We start from the raw sequence: 17186 nt of genomic DNA on the forward strand, positions 1-17186 counted from the left end.
CGCGCCTCCCCGATCCGCCCGGTCGATCAGTCGGCCAGGCGCTCGACGACGTAGTCGATGCAGCGGAGCAGCGAGCGGACGTCGTCCGGGTCGATCGCGACGAAGGTCGCGACCCGCAGCTGGTTGCGGCCGAGCTTGCGGTACGGCTCCGTGTCGACGATGCCGTTGGCGCGCAGGATCTTCGCGATCAGCGCAGCGTCGACCGAAGCGTCGAAGTCGACGGTGGCGACGACCTGCGAGCGGTGCTCGGGCACCTCGACGAACGGGGTCGCGATCGGCGAGGCCTCGGCCCAGTCGTAGATCGCCGACGAGGACTCGAGCGTGCGCGCCGACGCCCAGGCCAGGCCGCCGCTCGTGTTCATCCACTCGAGCTGCGACTCCATCAGCAGCAGCGTCGAGAGGGCGGGGGTGTTCAGCGTCTGGTTCAGCCGGGAGTTGTCGACCGCGTTCTGCAGGCTGAGGAACTCGGGGATGTAGCGGCCGCTCGCCGCGATCCGCTCGATCCGCTCGATCGCGGCCGGCGAGAAGAGGCCGAACCAGAGGCCGCCGTCCGAGGCGAAGTTCTTCTGCGGGGCGAAGTAGTAGACGTCGGCCTCCGTGGCGTCGAAGTCGATCCCGCCCGCGGCGCTGGTCGCGTCGATCACCGTGAGGGCGCCCTCGTCGCCGTGCACGCGCCGCACCGGTGCCATGACCCCGGTGGAGGTCTCGTTGTGCGGCCAGGCGTAGACGTCCACGCCCTCAAGGATCTCGACCTCGCTGCGCGAGCCGGCCGGGGCCGACACGACGTGCGCGGGTTCGAGGAACGGCGCCGAGGCGGCCTTGGCGAACTTCTGGCCGAACTCGCCGAACGTCAGGTTCTCGGCGCGGCGGTCGATCAGCGAGAAGGCGGCGGCGTCCCAGAAGGCGGTCGAGCCGCCGTTGCCGAGCAGGACCTCGTAGCCCTCGGGGATGCGGAACAGCGTCGCGAGGTGCTCGCGCACGGAGCCGACCAGGTTCTTCACCGGGGCCTGCCGGTGCGAGGTGCCGAGGAGGTGCGCGCCCTGCGTCGCGAGGTGCGCGAGCTGGTCGTGCCGCACCTTGGACGGGCCGCAGCCGAACCGCCCGTCGTGGGGGAGGAGCTCGCGAGGAATGGTGACGTCCGGCATGCGTTAATACTAGGGTTCCCGGCCCGCCCCGCCTTCGACCATCGGAGGCCCTGCGCCCTGCCCCGTCGCCGATGACGGGACACGGTGCCCAGTAAGGTTGTGCGCGCTGAGACCGGAAGGCTGAGATGACGGATCTGATCGACACGACCGAGATGTACCTGCGCACCATCCTGGAGCTGGAGGAGGAGAACATCATCCCCCTCCGGGCCCGCATCTCCGAGCGGCTCAGCCACTCGGGCCCCACCGTCTCGCAGACCGTCGGCCGGATGGAGCGCGACGGCCTCGTCGTCGTCTCCGGCGACCGCCACCTCGAGCTCACCGGCGACGGGCGCCGCAAGGCGATCCACGTCATGCGCAAGCACCGCCTCGCCGAGCGCCTCCTCCACGACGTCATCAAGCTCGACTGGGAGTTCGTGCACGAGGAGGCCTGCCGCTGGGAGCACGTGATGAGCGAGCAGGTGGAGCGCCGCCTCCTCGAGATGCTCGACCACCCCACCGAGTCGCCCTACGGCAACCCGATCCCGGGGCTCGACGAGCTGGGGGACACCCCCGCCTCGCGCTTCGCGGACGGCGTCATCAGCATCCCCCGCTTCGTCGCCGGCTCGGCCGAGCCTCAGCGCGGCGTCGTGCGCCGACTGGGCGAGCCCGCGCAGGTGGACCCGGAGCTGCTGCTGCAGCTCAAGCAGGCGGGCGTCGTCCCCGGAGCCGAGGGCGAGTTCTCGGCGCTCAACGGCTACGTGCTCGTGCGCATCGACGGCGTGGAGGCGGGCATCGAGCTCCCCAACGAGGTCGCTGCGCACATCTTCCTCGTCAGCTGAACGTCCGCTCCACGCGTACTACTGCATCCGCGGGGTGGGTCGGGACACGATCCGGTCTCCGAATGGTGACAAATCGGTAACGGTCGCTTACGCTCTGTGGAGCCCTGCGGCCGAACCCCGGTCGTGAGGCGCGGAGTCCGACGTCCCTTCCCGTCTCGGGCCCCGTGAACACCGATGCTTCGCGCACGTGAGACGGGACAGCTGCCTGGGCTGACGGGACGTCGGAGGTCCTCCCCCTTGCCCCAGAACCCCGCCGGCCCCGCCGGTTCCCCCGATCGGTTCCGCTCCACCCACCCGGACAGCCCCCGCAACACGTCCTCCCTCGAGAACCGCCCGCCGGTCGTCCGCGCCCGCTACACCGACGAGGCGCCCGTCGCCCGCCGGGCCGTGCCGACGGCGCCGTCGCGCCAGGCCGATGTCACCGACTTCGTCCCGACGCCCGCGGGCTCGCCCCGCCGACGCAGCCGCGGTCGCACGATCGGCAAGGTCGCCATCGTCGGATTCGCCGGTGCCCTCGTCGCCACCATGGCGCTCCCCGCCTACGCCTTCTCGCCCGGCACCGAGAGCGACGGGCTCTTCGCCGCCTCGCAGGCCGACCTCCTCCGGCAGGGCGACGCGCAGACCGTCGCCGTCGCCGGGGGAGTGGTCCAGGCCGCGATCGCGCGCGACGGCTTCACCGCCGAGGCCGCGCCGCCGCCCCCGCCGCCCGAGCCTGAGCCGGTGGTCGAGCCCGTCGTCGACACCACCGACGTCGCCGAGGCCCGCGCGGAGACCGCGGAGAGCTTCAACTCCTACGAGGGCGCCTCGGCCAGCGAGCTCGCGGCCACCGCGCCGAGCACGAGCTACAGCCTCTCGGCCGTCTTCAACACGGCGCTGCAGTACCAGGGCGTGCCGTACGTCTTCGGCGGCGCCGACCCGAGCGGCTTCGACTGCTCCGGCCTCGTCATGTACGTCTTCGCGCAGTACGGCATCTCGATGCCGCACTCGGCCGCGGGTCAGGCGGCCATGGGCACGCAGATCCCGCTGTCCGAGGCGCAGCCCGGCGACCTGGTGATCATGCCCGGCCACGACGGCTTCTACGCGGGCAACGGCAACATCCTGCACGCGCCGTACGAGGGCGCGAGCGTCCGCGTGCAGCCGATCTGGACGAGCAACTACACGATCGTCCGCATCTCCGGCTGACGCCTGCGCGTCCGCTCCGCGAGAGCCCGTCCCGAGCAGGGGGCGGGCTCTTCCGCGTCCCGCGTGCGTCGTTCCGCGGCTGCGCGTGTGAAATGGTGATGACGAATAGCCGCCATCCCCTGGTGTTCCGTGCGCGAAGGGTTAATCTGAACCTCAGTCCGCTCGCGTGGCGAGCGGAGGATTCGTCGAGGGACGGAGTGCCGGAATGGCCGAGCGGGACGGGCACCACTGCGTGGGGCTGCGTTCGCGCGTGCGGCGCACCGACGCGATCCGGGCGGGGATCCTCCTCGCCGCACTCCACTCCGCCGACACTCGGATACGGCACCACGTCACCGCGCGGCTCCACGCCGCGGCCTCGAAGGGCGCCGTCATGACGACGGCGCCCTTTCGCGTGGTCGCGGCGTCTCCGCACGACGGCGTGCGACAGCACGGAGGTCACTGATGCGCACACTCGTCCTCAACGCCGGCTACGAGCCGCTCGCGGTGGTGTCCTTCAAGCGGGCGCTGGTGCTGCTGATGTCCGAGAAGGCGATGATCATCGTCGCCGACGAGGAGCACCCGGTGCACGGCGCGACTGGCGACTACGTCCGGCCCTCGGTGATCGTGCTCACGCGCTACGTCCGCATCCCGAGCTCGCGCAGCGTGCCGGTCTCGCGCCGCGGGGTGCTGCGGCGCGACAACCACCGCTGCGGCTACTGCGGTCAGCACGCCAACACGATCGACCACATCCAGCCGAAGTCGCGGGGCGGGCGGGACACCTGGGAGAACCTCGTCGCCTGCTGCCACCGCTGCAACAACCTCAAGAGCGACCGGACGCCGCTCGAGATGGGCTGGCAGCTGCGCTCGGTGCCGCGGATGCCGCGCGCCGGCTCCTGGCTCGTGCGCGGCGCGGAGCGCACCCAGCCCGAGTGGGACGACTACCTGACCGCTGCGGCGGCCTGACCCCTGCCGCGAGATGCCACGTGTGCACGCTCGACACGGCGTGTCGCGTGCACAAGTGGCATCTCGCGGAGAGCGGGCTACTCGTTGTCGCCGCCCGTGGCCTCCGAGGCGTTGCCCGAGCGGGAGCCGGACCAGGTCCAGTTCGCGACCTCGGGGATGTCCTCGCCGTGCTCGCGGGTGTACGCGCGGGCACGGATCCGTGCGTCCTGCATCTCCTGGCGGAGGCCCGCCGCCTTCGCGCCGAGGCCGGGAGTGCGGTCGATGACGTCCATCACCAGCGAGTAGCGGTCGAGATCGTTCAGCATCACCATGTCGAACGGTGTGGTCGTCGTGCCGTTCTCCTTGTAGCCGCGGACGTGCAGGTTGCCGTGACCGGTGCGCTTGTAGGTCAGGCGGTGGATCAGCCACGGGTAGCCGTGATACGCGAAGATCACCGGGCGGTCGGGCGTGAAGACCGCGTCGAACTCGCGGTCGGACAGGCCGTGCGGGTGCTCGGACTCCGACATCAGCCGCATCAGGTCGACGACGTTGACGGTGCGGATCGCGAGGTCGGGCAGCGCCTCGCGGAGGATGCTGACGGCCGCGAGGGTCTCGAGGGTCGGGACGTCGCCGGCGCAGGCCAGCACGACGTCCGGCGACTCGCCGCGGCGCTCGCTGCTCGCCCACTCCAGGATGCCGAGGCCGCGGGTGCAGTGCGCCACCGCCTCCGCCATGGTGAGCCAGGCGGGGGCGGGCTGCTTGCCGGCGACGACGACATTGACGTAGTCGACGCTGCGGAGGCAGTGGTCGTAGACCGAGAGCAGCGTGTTGGCGTCGAACGGCAGGTAGACCCGCACCACCTCCGGTTTCTTGTTGACCACGTGGTCGATGAAGCCGGGGTCCTGGTGGCTGAATCCGTTGTGGTCCTGGCGCCAGACGTGGCTGGAGAGCAGGTAGTTGAGGCTCGCGATCGGGCGGCGCCACTCGATGTCGCGGGTGCCGTCGAGCCACTTCGCGTGCTGGTTGAACATCGAGTCGATGATGTGGATGAAGGCCTCGTAGCAGGTGAAGAGCCCGTGGCGGCCGGTGAGCAGGTAGCCCTCCAGCCAGCCCTGGCACTGGTGCTCGGAGAGCACCTCCATCACGCGGCCGGCGCGGGCGAGGTGGTCGTCGAGCGGGCTGAGCTCGGCGTTCCACTGCTTGTCGGTCGCGGCGTAGACGCTCTGCAGGCGGTTGCTCGCGACCTCGTCGGGGCCGAAGATCCGGAAGTTCGTCGGGTTCTCGCGGATGACGTCGGCGAGCCACTCGCCGAGCACCTTCGTCGCCTCGGCGATGGTGCCGCCCGGCTCGTGCACGACGACCTCGTAGCGGCGGAAGTCCGGCAGCCGGAGGGTCTGGCGGAGCAGGCCGCCGTTGGCGTGCGGCGTCGCGCTCATCCGCAGCTCGCCCTCGGGCGCGAGCGAACGGACGCGGTCGGCGATGCCGCCCTCCTCGGTGAAGAGCTCCTCGGGGCGGTAGGACCGGAGCCACTCCTCGAGCAGGCGGGTGTGCGCCTCGGTGTCGCGGGCGTTCGCGAGCGGCACCTGGTGGGCGCGGTAGGTGCCCTCGACCTGCACGCCGTCGATCTCCGCGGGGCAGGTCCAGCCCTTCGGGGTCTTCAGGATGATCATCGGCCAGGCGGGGCGGGAGAGGTCGCCCTCCGCGGCGCGCGCCTTGATCGCGGCGATGCGGTCGAGCACGGTGTCGAGCACCGCGGCGAAGCGCTCGTGCACCCGCATCGGGTCCTCGCCGTCGAAGCCGCCCTCGACGGTGAACGGCTCGTGGCCGTAGCCGCGCATCAGGCTCTCGAGCTCCTCGTGCGGGATGCGGGCGAGGACGGTCGGGTTGGCGATCTTGAAGCCGTTGAGGTGCAGGATCGGCAGCACGACGCCGTCGGTCGCGGGGTTCACGAACTTGTTGGAGTGCCAGCTGGTGGCGAGCGGGCCGGTCTCGGCCTCGCCGTCGCCGACCACGGCGGCGACCAGCAGGTCCGGGTTGTCGAACGCGGCGCCGTAGGCGTGGCTGAGCGAGTAGCCGAGCTCGCCACCCTCGTGGATGCTGCCGGGGGTCTCGGGGGCGGCGTGGCTCGGGATGCCGCCGGGGAAGCTGAACTGGCGGAAGAGGCGGCGCAGGCCGTCCTCGGTCTCGTCGATGTGCGAGTAGATCTCGCTGTAGGTGCCGTCGAGGTAGGCGTTGGCGACCATGCCCGGTCCGCCGTGGCCGGGGCCGGTGATGTAGAGGGTGGGCTGCGCGCGCTCGGTGATCGCGCGGTTGAGGTGCGCGTAGATCAGGTTGAGGCCGGGGGTCGTGCCCCAGTGGCCGAGCAGGCGCGGCTTGATGTGCTCCCTCGCGAGGGGCTCGCGCAGCAGCGGATTGGCGAGGAGGTAGATCTGGCCGACCGCGAGGTAGTTCGCGGCGCGCCACCAGGCGTCGATCGTGTCGAGGGTGGCGGGGTCGAGCGGACTGTCGTCGCGGGCGGCCCAGACGTGCTGAGCAGCGGCGGTGGTGAGGGATGCGGCCATGCTGCAACGCTCCCAGGCGAGCGGGCGGGGCGGAAGGGCCTTGCGGGCGGCGGGGCGCCGTCGGCACGGGGCTGCTCGCCGCAGAACATCGGCTGAGAAGGGAGGGCATCGCTCCTCAGCGGAGGCCCCCCTCTCTCAGCTGTTGTTCTGCAGCGGGTCAGCCGCGCGGGGTGGCCCGGCGGAGGATCAGGGCGCCGAGGACCGCGGACAGGGCTGTCGGGACGAGCAGCAGGGCGAAGGCGCCGGTGAAGCCGATGGCCTGGAAGGCGAGCCAGACGGAGTCCCAGCTCTCGGTGAGGGTGAACAGGGCGATCAGGCCGACGATCAGCGCGGCGAGGGCGAGGAAGAAGACGGTCATCCCCGTGGCCCGCCAGCGGACGTAGACCGCGGCGACCGCCGAGCCTGCGAAGAAGAAGAAGAGGAACAGGCTGAAGGTGGCGAAGGTCTGGGCGAGCCAGGAGACGTCGCCGTAGGCGGCGGCGCGGAACATGTAGCCGCCGAGCCCCCAGCCGTTCGTCGCCTGCTCGAGCGCGGACATCGTGGAGTAGAGGACGGTCCAGGCGGCGGACAGGCCGACGAAGGTCATCGCCGTGCCGAGGGAGTAGTCGCGGCGGGTCGAGCCGTAGCCCAGCGCGAGGGCGAAGGTGACGTTGGTGGCCTGGACGGCGACGACCAGCATGTAGATGAAGATGAAGGTCGTGCCGCCGGTGATCTGCACGCCGGAGTCGCCGCCGGCGGCCGGGACGCCGACCATCCGCAGCACGAGCAGCCAGATGATCAGGCTGCCGACGAAGATCGCGCCGAGGATCGCGAGCGGAGTGACGAGCAGCGTCGCCGGGTTCGCGAGGTGCAGGCGGACGATGCTGAGCAGGCGGTGGCGCGCGACGGAGCGCTGCGGGGCGAGGGCGGTCATGAGGCGGCCTTTCCGGTGGTCAGCTGGACGACGAGCTGCTGGAGCGAGACGGGCTCGAGCTCGAGGCCGCGGTGGCGGGCTTCGTCGCGGTCGGCGGTGCCGAGGTGGGGGAGCGTCGCGGTGGCGAGGCCGCCGACTCCGCTGCGGGAGAGGACCTCGCGGCCCTCGGTGAAGGAGTCGACCGCGGCACGGCTGCCGGTGACGGTCGCGGCGGCTCCGCGGAGCTCCTCGGTGTCGCTGTCGACGAGGAGGCGGCCGTCGTCGATGACGAGGACGTGCTCGAGGAGGCTGCTGACCTCGTCGATCAGATGGGTGGAGAGGACGACGGTGCGCGGGTGCTCGCCGAAGTCGGCGAGCAGGCGGTCGTAGAAGAGCTGCCGGGCGACGGCGTCGAGGCCGAGGTACGGCTCGTCGAAGAAGGTCAGCGGGGCGCGGGAGGCGAGGCCGACGATGACGCCGATCGCGGAGAGCTGGCCGCGGCTGAGCTTCTTGACGCGGCGATCGAGCGGGAGGCGGAAGTCGACGATGAGCTCTTGGGCGAACTCCTCGTCCCAGCCCTCGAAGAACCAGCGGGCGCTGCGGAGGACGTGCGTGACCTTGAAGTCCTCCGGGTACTTCTGGCTCTCCTTGATGAAGCAGGTGCGGGAGAGGACGGCGGCGTTCTCGACGGGCGTCTCGCCGAAGACGCGGATGCTGCCGGTGCTGGCGAACTCCTGGCCGGTGAGCAGCGACATCAGGGTGGTCTTGCCGGCGCCGTTGCGGCCGAGGAGGCCGTGGATCCGGTTCTCCTCGAGGGTGAAGCTGACGTCGGAGACGGCGTGCATGCTGCCGTAGTGCTTGCTGAGGCCGGCGACCTCGATGACCGCGCTCATCGCGATCCCCCTTCGATGTCGGTGATCATGGCGGTGAGCTGCTCGCGGGTGAGGCCGAGCTTGGCGGCCTCCGCGAGGAGCGGTGCGACGAACTGCTCGCGGAACTGCGTGCGGCGCTTCTCGACCAGGCGGTCGCGCGCTCCCTCGGCGACGAACATGCCGATCCCCCTCTTCTTGTACAGGACGCCCTCGTCGACGAGCAGGTTCACGCCCTTGCCGGCCGTGGCCGGGTTGATGCGGTGGAACGCGGCGAACTCGTTCGTCGACGGGACCTGGTCCTCCTCGGGCAGCGCGCCCGCGATGATGTCGTTCTCGATCTGCTCGGCGATCTGCAGGAAGATCGGGCGGGAGTCGTCCATGGGGCTCCTTCCCTCGGTCTCGGGTGGTTCGTGGTGTGTTGGTTAGTTGGTGCAGTAGCTAACCAACCATGCGCTTTATACCGTGTCAAGGGCGACGGCTCCGGGCGATCGGTACACTGGACGACACCGGCCTCTGTAGCTCAATGGAAGAGCGACTCCGTCCTAAGGAGCAGGTTGGGGGTTCGAGTCCCTCCAGGGGCACCACTGCTCTTCTTTCGGCGATGTGCGTCCGGTCGTCCGGCGGCCCCCCGCCCGTCGGCTCGCCCTTTGCGTTCGTGGCGCTCAGGCGGCCACGGTCGATCTGGCAGCGTGAGGCGACGCCGTGCGCCAGTCCGGCGTACCTGAGGGAAGCTCGCCTACTGTCGTCCGCAGAGACAGCGGGTTCCTCGGTCAGTGGTGCGCCGTCCGCGGTCGGCGGAGGTGCGGATGCGCTGGACGGGGTGCGGCAGGAGTCGGCGGGCGTGCGGTGGGCGTCTCGCGTGGCTCCGGTCGCCGATCGTCCCTCTCGCGCTCCTCGCATTCGCGGTGTACTCGGTCTACTCGATCTCCCGGGCCGACCAGCTGCTCACGGCGGGGTACGACCTCGGCATCTTCGACCAGGGGGTGCGGGCGTACTCGCAGTTCCGTCCGCCGCTCTCGCCGCTGAAGGGCGATGACTTCACCCTGCTCGGCGACCATTTCCATCCGATCCTCGTCGTCCTCGCTCCGCTGTACTGGATCTGGGACGACGCGCGGGTGCTGCTCGTGGCGCAGGCCGCGCTGGTCGCCGGTTCCTCCGTCTTCGTCTGGCGCGTCGCGCGCCGGCGTGTGGGAGTGGGGGCGAGCTGCCTGCTGGCCGTCGGGTATCTCCTCGGCCGCCCGCTGCAGTCGCTGGCCGACTTCGATTTCCACGAGGTCGCATTCGCGGTGCCGGTCCTCGCCTGGGCGGTCGACGCCTTCGACAGGAGGAGTGATCGACAGCTCGTCGCGGCGTCGGCGGTCCTCCTCCTGATCCGGGAGGACATGGGGGCGGTGGTGCTGATCCTCGGCCTGCTGCGAGTGGCGAGGAGACCCAGGATCGTCGGGGTGCTGCTGGCGTGTCTGGGGGCAGCGGCGTTCGCGGTCGTCGTCGGGGTGGCGATCCCCTCGATCGGCGGACGCGGGTACGCCTACTGGGACTACGGAGCGCTCGGAGCCGACGGGGGCGAGGTGGTCCGGACGATGCTCGGGCGGCCGTGGATCGCGATCGGGCTCTTCTTCACGCCGATCGTGAAGACGATGACGCTTCTGGGGCTGCTCTCACCCCTCCTCCTGCTTCCGCTGCTCTCGCCGGTGTCGCTGCTCGCGCTGCCGCTCCTGGCCGAGAGGTTCCTCTCCGACCGGCCCGCGCTCTGGACGAGCGGGTTCCACTACGACGCGCCCGTCTGGGTCGTGCTGGTCCTGGGCGCTGTCGACGGCGGGGGGCGGCTTCTGCGGCGGCTTCCGTCCTCCGTGTGGAGAGCTCGGGTGGCGCTGGTCGTCGGCGCGGTCGTCTGTGCCGTGCCGGTGATCGGGACGATCGTGTGCCACGACGACGAGGTTCTCCCGCTGGCGCGGATGGTCACCGGGGAGGCGTGGTCGCGGACGGCGCACCGGAGAGATCAGGTCGCTGCGGTCGAGAGGGTGCCGGCGAGCACGTGCGTCGCGGCCGACGACCGGCTCGCGCCGCTGCTGACGCGGAGCAACCGGGTGTCGCTGCCTGGCGTCCTCAGCCGGCCGCCCGACTTCGTCCTCCTGGACCTGAGCCAGGAGGAAGCGGGATCGGTGCGCGGGCTGGAGCTGCGGACGACCACCATCCGCGACGACGCGCTGGCGGACGGGTATCGCGTCGTCGCGAGGTTCGGCGAGGTGGAAGTCCTCGAATCGGCCGAGTACCGGGCGCCGTCAACTGAGTGCGCCCGCTGACGCGTGGGGGCACCCGGCGCTGCCCGTGTCGGGTGAGGCCGATTCGTCGGCAGCCCGGTCACTCGTCGACTTTGTAGCCGGCGATCTGGTCGACGGTCACTAGGTGGTAGGTGTCGAGCTGCTCCTCGACGCCGTCGGGGCACTGTCCGTCGACGACGCGGACCCTCTTCGAACCGAGTTCACCGAGATAGCGGATGCAGAGGAGAACGCTCGCCGACCTCGAGCCGAAGATCTCCCCTGAGGAGGAGCCTTCGATGATGATGAGCGCGTCTGCGGTGATATCGGTCTTCGTCACACCCTGCTCGATGCCGATGATCCAGTTCCCGCCCCAGTTGATGTTCTGTTCATCGTCCTTCCACAGGCGGGCTTCTCCTGTCTCCGTTGAGGAGTAGTGCCCGACCTGGTCTTCGACGCCTGGAACGTCACTCCGAGCTTTGAAGATACGGCCGAGGTATTCACCGAGGAGCTGCACGCGCACAGCAGCTCTGTAGTAGACGAAGTCCTCGACCTCGCTCGATGCGCAAGCGCTGAGCCCGAAGAGGGTTGCGACGGTGACCGCCGCGGAGACGGTTCTTCGCCAGCGTTCCGCTCGTCGTGACTTCCGATCGGTCACTCGTCGACCTCGTAGTCGGCGAGCTGGTCGACGGTCACTCGATGGAAGGAGCTGAGCTGCTCCTCGACGCCGTCAGGGCAGTATCCGTCGACGACCTCCACCTTCTTCGAACCCAGCTCCCCGAGGTAGCGGACGCAGAGTAGGACACTTGCGGGTTCCCTTGAGAAGGGCCCGCCCGATAACTTGCCGGGGATGGTGATGAGCGCGTCCGCGGTGATGTCGGCGCTCGCTGCGAAATAGTCGAGGCCGGTGATCCAGTTGCCGCCGAAGGAGATGTTCGACTCTCCCTTCACCCAGAGATACGCTCCGCCGTACGCGGACTCAGCTTCGTTCTCCACCTGCTTCTCGACGCCCGCCAACGCATTCTGCTCGGCGAAGACCTTTCCCATGTAGTCACCGAGATGATCCACGCGATAAGCGGCGCTGAGATAGACGAAGTCTTCGACTTCCGTTGAGGTACAGGCTGATAGGGCGAGGAGAGTGGCGACACCAATAGACGAAGCCGCGATGGTGATCAGGGCGTCAGCGACGATGTGGGTCTCCGATGAGCCCTGGTCGATGCCTGTGATCCAGTTCCCGCCCCACGCGGCGTGCTGTTCGGTGTCGTCCCAGAGTCGGGCACGGGGGACCTCTGCTTCTGATTCGCGCCTGAGTTGCAGTTCGACGCCAGCGAAGTCGCTCTGTTCGGCGTAGACGTCGCCGAGGTACTCAGCGACGGTATGGACTCGGCGCGCTGCTCTGCCGAAGACGAAGTCGTCGATCTCGGTCGGTGCGCAGCCGGCGATGAGGAGCAACACACTCCCGACGGCGGTCGCGCTTGCGATCCTGCGTCGAAGCGGTGCTCTTCGATCCATCGGCCGTGGTACTTCTCGCGTCATCGCCTCCGCGGAGATGTCGTCGACGCCGTCGCCGTCGTGGGTCACGTTCGAGAGCGAGACCTTCGGAGTACCGGCGAAGTCCCAGCCGATGGAGGTCGATCCTGCCGAGGTACTGGCCCAGGGTGGACCGGACGCCCGGCGCGAGGGATGCGAGAGGACGCGCATCGAGATCTCCTGATCGATCGGCCGGCCGAGATGCGGCGATTCGGCAAGGGTCCGGCGCGCGACCAGGGGTACGGAAGGGAACGGGAGAGCGCCTGAGGGGAACTGCAAGAAGCACGGTGCCACGCGGTGGTGTCGCGGGGATCATTCGAGGCGGAAATGCATCACTGTGGCAGTTCGCCGCAGTATTGGCGGATTTCGTCGAATCTGTCGTCCGTCGACGAGATTCAGGGTCTCCCTGCGCGGGCGCTCCTTGCTTCCGGGTCGCGGAGGAGGTGGCGTTGATCGTCGATCGAAATGCACATCGGCTGCCAGAACATTGATCGGCGCCGCTTCTGCGATGATCGGGCACCATCGGATGTACGGTGTCCGCACCACGCAGAGTCCGCTCACAGTGCCGTTCGCGCTCGACGCGATGTCGAGCTCCTGGCGGCGTGCGGGCACGATCAAAGTGGCCGAATAGTCACTGGCAGACTTCCGGGAGCTTCGATGTCAATCGCGAAACGAATCATTGCTGTCTTCGGCATAGCAGGCGTTCTCGTGGCGTGTGCCGTCGCCGGTGTTCAGGTCGCCTTTGCCGGCCAGCAGGCGACTGGCGCGCGGTCCAGCGAGACCGTGAATCGCGTACCAAGGGCTGTTGCTGAGGACGAATCGGCTCCTGCTCCGAACGTCGCGCATCCTCCGGCAGCAGCGAGCAGCGCAAGCGCGGAGGACGGCGTGCCCCACTACGACGCCTCCAGTGACATCTCGCTGATCGCCTACCCCACGTCGTTCGACTCCGTCGAACTGGCGGCTGCGCGGGAGTGGGTCGAAGTTCAGTCCGAGACGGCGGGGTGCATGCGCGACAAGGGGTTCGATTACGACTTCGTGCTCTGGTGGGATCGACCGCTCTCTCAGAACGGAGAGGGTCTGCCCTCGTCCGACGAGAAGTACGGCTCGCCGGAATTCGAGGCGCTCTACGGCGACGTGAGCAGCGGCGCGGGTTGTCGCGGACAAGTCCTCGCGAGGAGAGACGGGTAGGAAGAGAACATCCGCGACCGGTTTGTGCGATGTCCCTGCAGCCGCGAGCGAAGTGGCGAGGGAGGGGGCTTTCAGCGCAGCGCCTCGCCGTGGAACTCGGCGCGGTACTCCGAGGGGCTCGTGCCGTTGATGGCGCGGAACTGGCGGGAGAAGTAGAAGGCGTCGGAGTAGCCGACGGCTCGGGCGATGTCGGCGATCGAGGCGTCGGTGGTGATCAGGAGCTCGCGGGCGCGGGCGCTGCGCAGGCGCTTGACGTACTCGACGGCGCTCATGCCGGCGGCCTTCTTGAAGAGGGCGGAGAAGTGCGAGGTGCTCATGCCGGCCAGCGTCGCGAGCTCAGTGATGCTGGTGGGGGAGTCGAGGTGCTCGCGGAGGTGGTCCTGGGCCATGCGGATCCGGTCGCCCGACTCGAGGGTGCCGCGGGCGCGGTCGGAGGCGAGCTGGGCCAGGAGGTTCCAAGCGGCGCCGCTCGCGGCGTAGAGGCTCGAATCGGTCTCGTCGCGCTCGAGGGCGGCGACGGCGTGCTCGATCAGGGCCTTCGCCGAGAAGGCGTCCCGCGCGGTGACGACGGGGGACGTCCGCTCCTCGATGACGGCCGACACCAGGGCAGCGGCGTCGGCTCCAGCGACGTGCAGCCACCAGATCGTCCACGGGTCGTCGAAGTCGGCCCAGTACCGGTGCGGGACGCCCGGGGCGATGATCGCGACCTCGCCGGTGCCGACCGGGGCCGTCGAATCGCCCGTGTCCACCCAGCCCCGGCCGGCGGTGCAGAGGATCACCACGGCCTCCCGCGTGCCCTCGGGGCGGCTGCGGCCGTGAGCGGCAGCGTGCGGGAAGTGTCCAGCATCGGTCACCAGCAGGCGCTCGGTGATCGGGGCCGCGAGCGCCTCGGCGACCCGCGGTTTCGGGAGGACATGCAGGCGCTGGCCGAGGAAGCCGTCGGGGATCAGCATGCCGACGAGTGTAGGTCAGAGCAGAGAATCGTCCAGCTAATGGCGTCCAACGCTTCATTGGTCGGCGCTGGGTGCGTGCCTAGGCTGGCGCCATGCTCACTGCGGAGTACTCCTCGACCCCCTATCAGCCGGTGCCGCTCGCGGATCGCCTCCCCGAGCGCCTCACCATCACCCTCTGGGACTTCTCCTGGTACGTCCGCACCGGACCGGGCGAGCCGTTCGAGGACCTCGACGCCGCCCTCGCCGGTGCCGTCGAACGGGGGTACAACACCATCCGGATCTGCGCGATGCCGTTCCTGCTCTTCGGGTCCGGACTCGACGCCCGGGAGCTGCGGCTCGGGCCGCTCGGCGGCCCCTACGCGCAGCGGGTGCGTTGGTACGACGTGGCCGGGCCGACCGTCCTCGACGGCCGCGCCCACCTCCTCGACCTGTTCGCCGCGGCGCAGCGGCACGGGGTGTTCGTCATCGTCTCGTCCTGGGAGTACCAGCAGTCCTCGTCCTTCGCGCTCGAGCGGGACTGGTTCGACGCTCTGATGGCGGTGCCGCCGGAGGACCGGGCCGAGAGGCTGGCGGAGGCGCACGCGGAGCTCGTCGGGTTCCTCGCGGAGCACGACCTCGACGACCGGATCGCCTTCGTCGAGCTGCACAACGAGGTGCAGGCGGGGCACCTCACCGAGGGGCTCGACTACGACCGCGCCGACCTCGACGCGGCGACGCTCGCCCTCACCCCGCGCCTCACCCGCGGCATCGACCGGTTCCACGAGCTGACCGACGGCGTCCCGTGCTCCGTCAACTACGCGCACGTGCCCGTCGGCGGGATGCGCGGGATCCCGTGGAACTCGGACGTGCTCGTCCTGCACCCCTACATCTACGGCGTGCTCAACGAGTTCATCGCCGACTTCGCGCTGCGCAGTCCGATCGAGGAGTTCGAGCAGGACCTCGCCGCCGAGACCTTCCTGCTCGAGGGGGCGCCGCCGATCGCCGAGTGGACGCTCCCCGCCGAGGACCAGTGGAAGCTGACCGCGACGATCGTCGGCAAGGGCGAGATCTACGCGCACGACTGGGGCGACGCCGAGCAGATCGACCGCTGGCTGTACGAGCGCTACGGCGCTCACCACCTCGAGATGCGCTCGACGTTGAAGATCTGGATCGCCGTCGCCGCCGACCACGCCGCCCTGCGCGGGGTGCCGCTCGTCTTCGGCGAGGGCTGGGTCGGCTACACGCCGCTCGAGGGCCGCTTCGAGGAGGGGCCGATCGGCGCCGAGTACTGCCGGCTCGCGATGCGCGAGTCGCGGCGGGTCGGCGCCCGGGGATCGATCGTCTGCTCGAACGGCGCACCCCAGCACCCGATGTGGGACGACATCGCCCTGCAGCGCGAGTGCAACGCGATCTTCGCCGCGCCCGCCTAGGCGGACCCGGCGACGGCACGACCGGCACGATCCACCACCAGCACGATCCACCACCAGCACGATCCACGACCAGCACGACGGCACGACCAGCACCGCAGCACGACCGGCCCCGCAGCACAGCACGGCCCCCCGGTTTCACGGAGTCAAGGAGGACACCATGACCACTGATCAGCGATTCCCGAACCTCACCCGACGAGGCTTCCTGTACGGCGCGACCGCGCTCGGCAGCACCGCGCTCCTCACCGGCTGCATGGGCGGTGGCGGCGGGGGCGGCGGCGCGGGCGGCGGCGGGATCGTCCTGCAGTCCTCCCTCTCCGACCCGGCCCCGAAGGCGGCGCTCGAGGCGCTCGTGAAGAGCTACTCGAGCGGCTCCGTCACCCTGAACACCGTGGCGATCGAGCAGTTCCGCGCGCAGCTCTCCACCTACCTCACCTCGGGCAACCCGCCGGACGTGCTCACCTGGTACGCCGGCTCGGTGGCCCGCGACTACGCCGCGCAGGACCTGCTGCTCGACCTCTCCGACCTCTGGACCGGCGACGGCGCCGCGGCCGGCTACTCCGCCGCGCTCAAGGACCTCTCGACCGACGCGAGCGGCAAGCAGATCTTCCTGCCGACGAACTACTACTGGTGGGGCGTCTTCTACCGCAAGTCGGCCTTCGAGGAGTGGGGCGTGGAGGTGCCCACCACCTGGGACGAGTTCATGGCCCTCTGCGAGACGCTGCAGGGCCAGGGGATCGTGCCGCTCTCCAACGGCATCGGCTCGACGCCGTGGATGGCGTCCGGCTGGTTCGACATCCTCAACCTCCGCGTGAACGGCGCGGACTACCACAAGGAGCTCCTGGCCGGGAAGTCGTCGTTCGACTCGACCGAGGTGAAGAACGTGATGAAGTACTACGCCGACATCGTGCCGTTCATGGATCCGAACGCCCCCTCCTACGCCTGGCAGGACGCGGTCACGCCACTGGTGCAGAAGAAGAACGCGATGTACCTCGTCGGCGCCTTCATCAGCCAGAACATGCCGGAGGGCGAGGGCGACGACCTCGACTTCTTCTCCGTCCCGGTCATCGACGCGAGCATCCCGACCGCGGAGGAGGCGCCGACCGACGGCTACTTCGCCAGCGCGAAGACCAAGGACGCGGACGCGACCAAGGCATTCCTCGCCTACCTCGCGGGGGCCGAGAGCCAGTCCGCCTACATCGAGGCCTCGCAGTCCTCGAACCTGCCGACCTCGCCCGACGTCGACACCTCGGTGTTCTCGCCGCTGGTGCAGAAGGGCGTCGCGCTGCTGGCCGGCACCGAGCAGATCACCCAGTTCTTCAACCGCGACTCCTCCGACGACCTGCAGACCACGGCCGATGCGGCGCTCACCAAGTTCATCGCCCAGCCGGGCGAGGTCGACAGCATCCTGAAGGAGTGGCAGACGGCGGCCGACAAGGTCTTCAACCCGTGACCGGGAC

General features: G+C 69.7%; 15 protein-coding genes and 1 tRNA gene. 8 read left to right on the forward strand and 8 right to left on the reverse strand.

Annotated features, from left to right (window positions below; all coding sequences use genetic code 11):
• Positions 1-26: 26 nt before the first annotated feature.
• Positions 27-1145 (reverse strand): phosphoserine transaminase, encoded by a 1119-nt coding sequence (serC, locus tag GTU73_RS06145; RefSeq protein WP_160087828.1) that lies wholly within the window; start codon positions 1143-1145, stop codon positions 27-29.
• Positions 1146-1270: 125 nt separating this feature from the next.
• Here serC and GTU73_RS06150 point away from each other — a divergent pair, with 125 nt between their 5' ends.
• The 3 genes from GTU73_RS06150 (at position 1271) to GTU73_RS06160 (ending at position 4087) form a co-directional block, all read left to right on the forward strand.
• Complete coding sequence (locus GTU73_RS06150; protein WP_160087830.1) at positions 1271-1963, forward strand: metal-dependent transcriptional regulator; 693 nt, start codon at positions 1271-1273, stop codon at positions 1961-1963.
• 237 nt (positions 1964-2200) lie between these two features.
• A complete protein-coding gene (locus GTU73_RS19470; protein WP_279630806.1) occupies positions 2201-3145 on the forward strand; it encodes a C40 family peptidase in 945 nt (314 codons plus the stop codon).
• Between the two features lie 441 nt (positions 3146-3586).
• A complete protein-coding gene (locus tag GTU73_RS06160) occupies positions 3587-4087 on the forward strand; it encodes an HNH endonuclease (protein WP_160087832.1) in 501 nt (166 codons plus the stop codon).
• 77 nt (positions 4088-4164) lie between these two features.
• On the opposite strand, the gene GTU73_RS06165 is transcribed toward GTU73_RS06160, so the two are convergent.
• The 4 genes from GTU73_RS06165 to GTU73_RS06180 all read right to left on the reverse strand — a co-directional run bounded on the left by GTU73_RS06165 (position 4165) and on the right by GTU73_RS06180 (position 8771).
• Positions 4165-6627: a phosphoketolase family protein gene (locus GTU73_RS06165; protein WP_160087834.1), complete on the reverse strand. Its 2463-nt coding sequence runs from the start codon at positions 6625-6627 to the stop codon at positions 4165-4167.
• A 157-nt stretch (positions 6628-6784) separates the two neighbouring features.
• Positions 6785-7540 (reverse strand): ABC transporter permease, encoded by a 756-nt coding sequence (locus GTU73_RS06170; RefSeq protein WP_160087836.1) that lies wholly within the window; start codon positions 7538-7540, stop codon positions 6785-6787.
• Positions 7537-8412: an ABC transporter ATP-binding protein gene (locus GTU73_RS06175; protein WP_160087838.1), complete on the reverse strand. Its 876-nt coding sequence runs from the start codon at positions 8410-8412 to the stop codon at positions 7537-7539. The genes GTU73_RS06170 and GTU73_RS06175 overlap by 4 nt, the downstream gene beginning before the upstream one ends.
• Entirely contained in the window at positions 8409-8771 is a 363-nt protein-coding gene (locus GTU73_RS06180; protein WP_160087840.1) for a GntR family transcriptional regulator, read from the reverse strand. Before GTU73_RS06180 ends, GTU73_RS06175 begins: the two co-directional genes overlap by 4 nt.
• A gap of 129 nt (positions 8772-8900) precedes the next feature.
• On the opposite strand from GTU73_RS06180, the gene GTU73_RS06185 reads away from it, so the two are divergent.
• Together GTU73_RS06185 and GTU73_RS06190 are read left to right on the forward strand one after the other, a co-directional pair.
• A tRNA-Arg gene (locus tag GTU73_RS06185) sits at positions 8901-8975 on the forward strand.
• Between the two features lie 321 nt (positions 8976-9296).
• Positions 9297-10694, forward strand: a complete 1398-nt coding sequence (locus GTU73_RS06190) for a DUF2079 domain-containing protein (RefSeq protein ID WP_160087842.1) — start codon at positions 9297-9299, stop codon at positions 10692-10694.
• Between the two features lie 58 nt (positions 10695-10752).
• Here the strand turns inward: GTU73_RS06190 and GTU73_RS06195 are convergent, their stop codons facing one another.
• Together GTU73_RS06195 and GTU73_RS06200 are read right to left on the reverse strand one after the other, a co-directional pair.
• The gene (locus tag GTU73_RS06195) at positions 10753-11307 is read right to left on the reverse strand and encodes a hypothetical protein (protein ID WP_160087844.1); all 555 of its coding nucleotides are present in this window, start codon (positions 11305-11307) and stop codon (positions 10753-10755) included.
• Positions 11304-12350, reverse strand: coding sequence for a hypothetical protein (locus GTU73_RS06200; RefSeq protein WP_160087846.1), 1047 nt, complete (start codon positions 12348-12350; stop codon positions 11304-11306). Before GTU73_RS06200 ends, GTU73_RS06195 begins: the two co-directional genes overlap by 4 nt.
• Positions 12351-12836: 486 nt before the next feature.
• Here GTU73_RS06200 and GTU73_RS06205 point away from each other — a divergent pair, with 486 nt between their 5' ends.
• Positions 12837-13367 (forward strand): hypothetical protein, encoded by a 531-nt coding sequence (locus GTU73_RS06205; protein ID WP_160087848.1) that lies wholly within the window; start codon positions 12837-12839, stop codon positions 13365-13367.
• Positions 13368-13438: 71 nt separating this feature from the next.
• Here GTU73_RS06205 and GTU73_RS06210 read toward each other — a convergent pair whose 3' ends face one another.
• Complete coding sequence (locus tag GTU73_RS06210; protein WP_244231791.1) at positions 13439-14320, reverse strand: AraC family transcriptional regulator; 882 nt, start codon at positions 14318-14320, stop codon at positions 13439-13441.
• A 92-nt stretch (positions 14321-14412) separates the two neighbouring features.
• On the opposite strand from GTU73_RS06210, the gene GTU73_RS06215 reads away from it, so the two are divergent.
• Entirely contained in the window at positions 14413-15729 is a 1317-nt protein-coding gene (locus GTU73_RS06215) for a cellulase-like family protein (RefSeq protein ID WP_160087850.1), read from the forward strand.
• Between the two features lie 157 nt (positions 15730-15886).
• On the forward strand, positions 15887-17179 hold the full coding sequence (locus tag GTU73_RS06220; protein WP_160087852.1) for an ABC transporter substrate-binding protein: 1293 nt from the start codon (positions 15887-15889) through the stop codon (positions 17177-17179).
• The last annotated feature ends 7 nt before the right edge of the window (positions 17180-17186 follow it).

The sequence above is a fragment of the Rathayibacter sp. VKM Ac-2804 genome, from assembly GCF_009866655.1.
In the GTDB taxonomy this organism is placed as follows: Bacteria; Actinomycetota; Actinomycetes; order Actinomycetales; family Microbacteriaceae; genus Rathayibacter.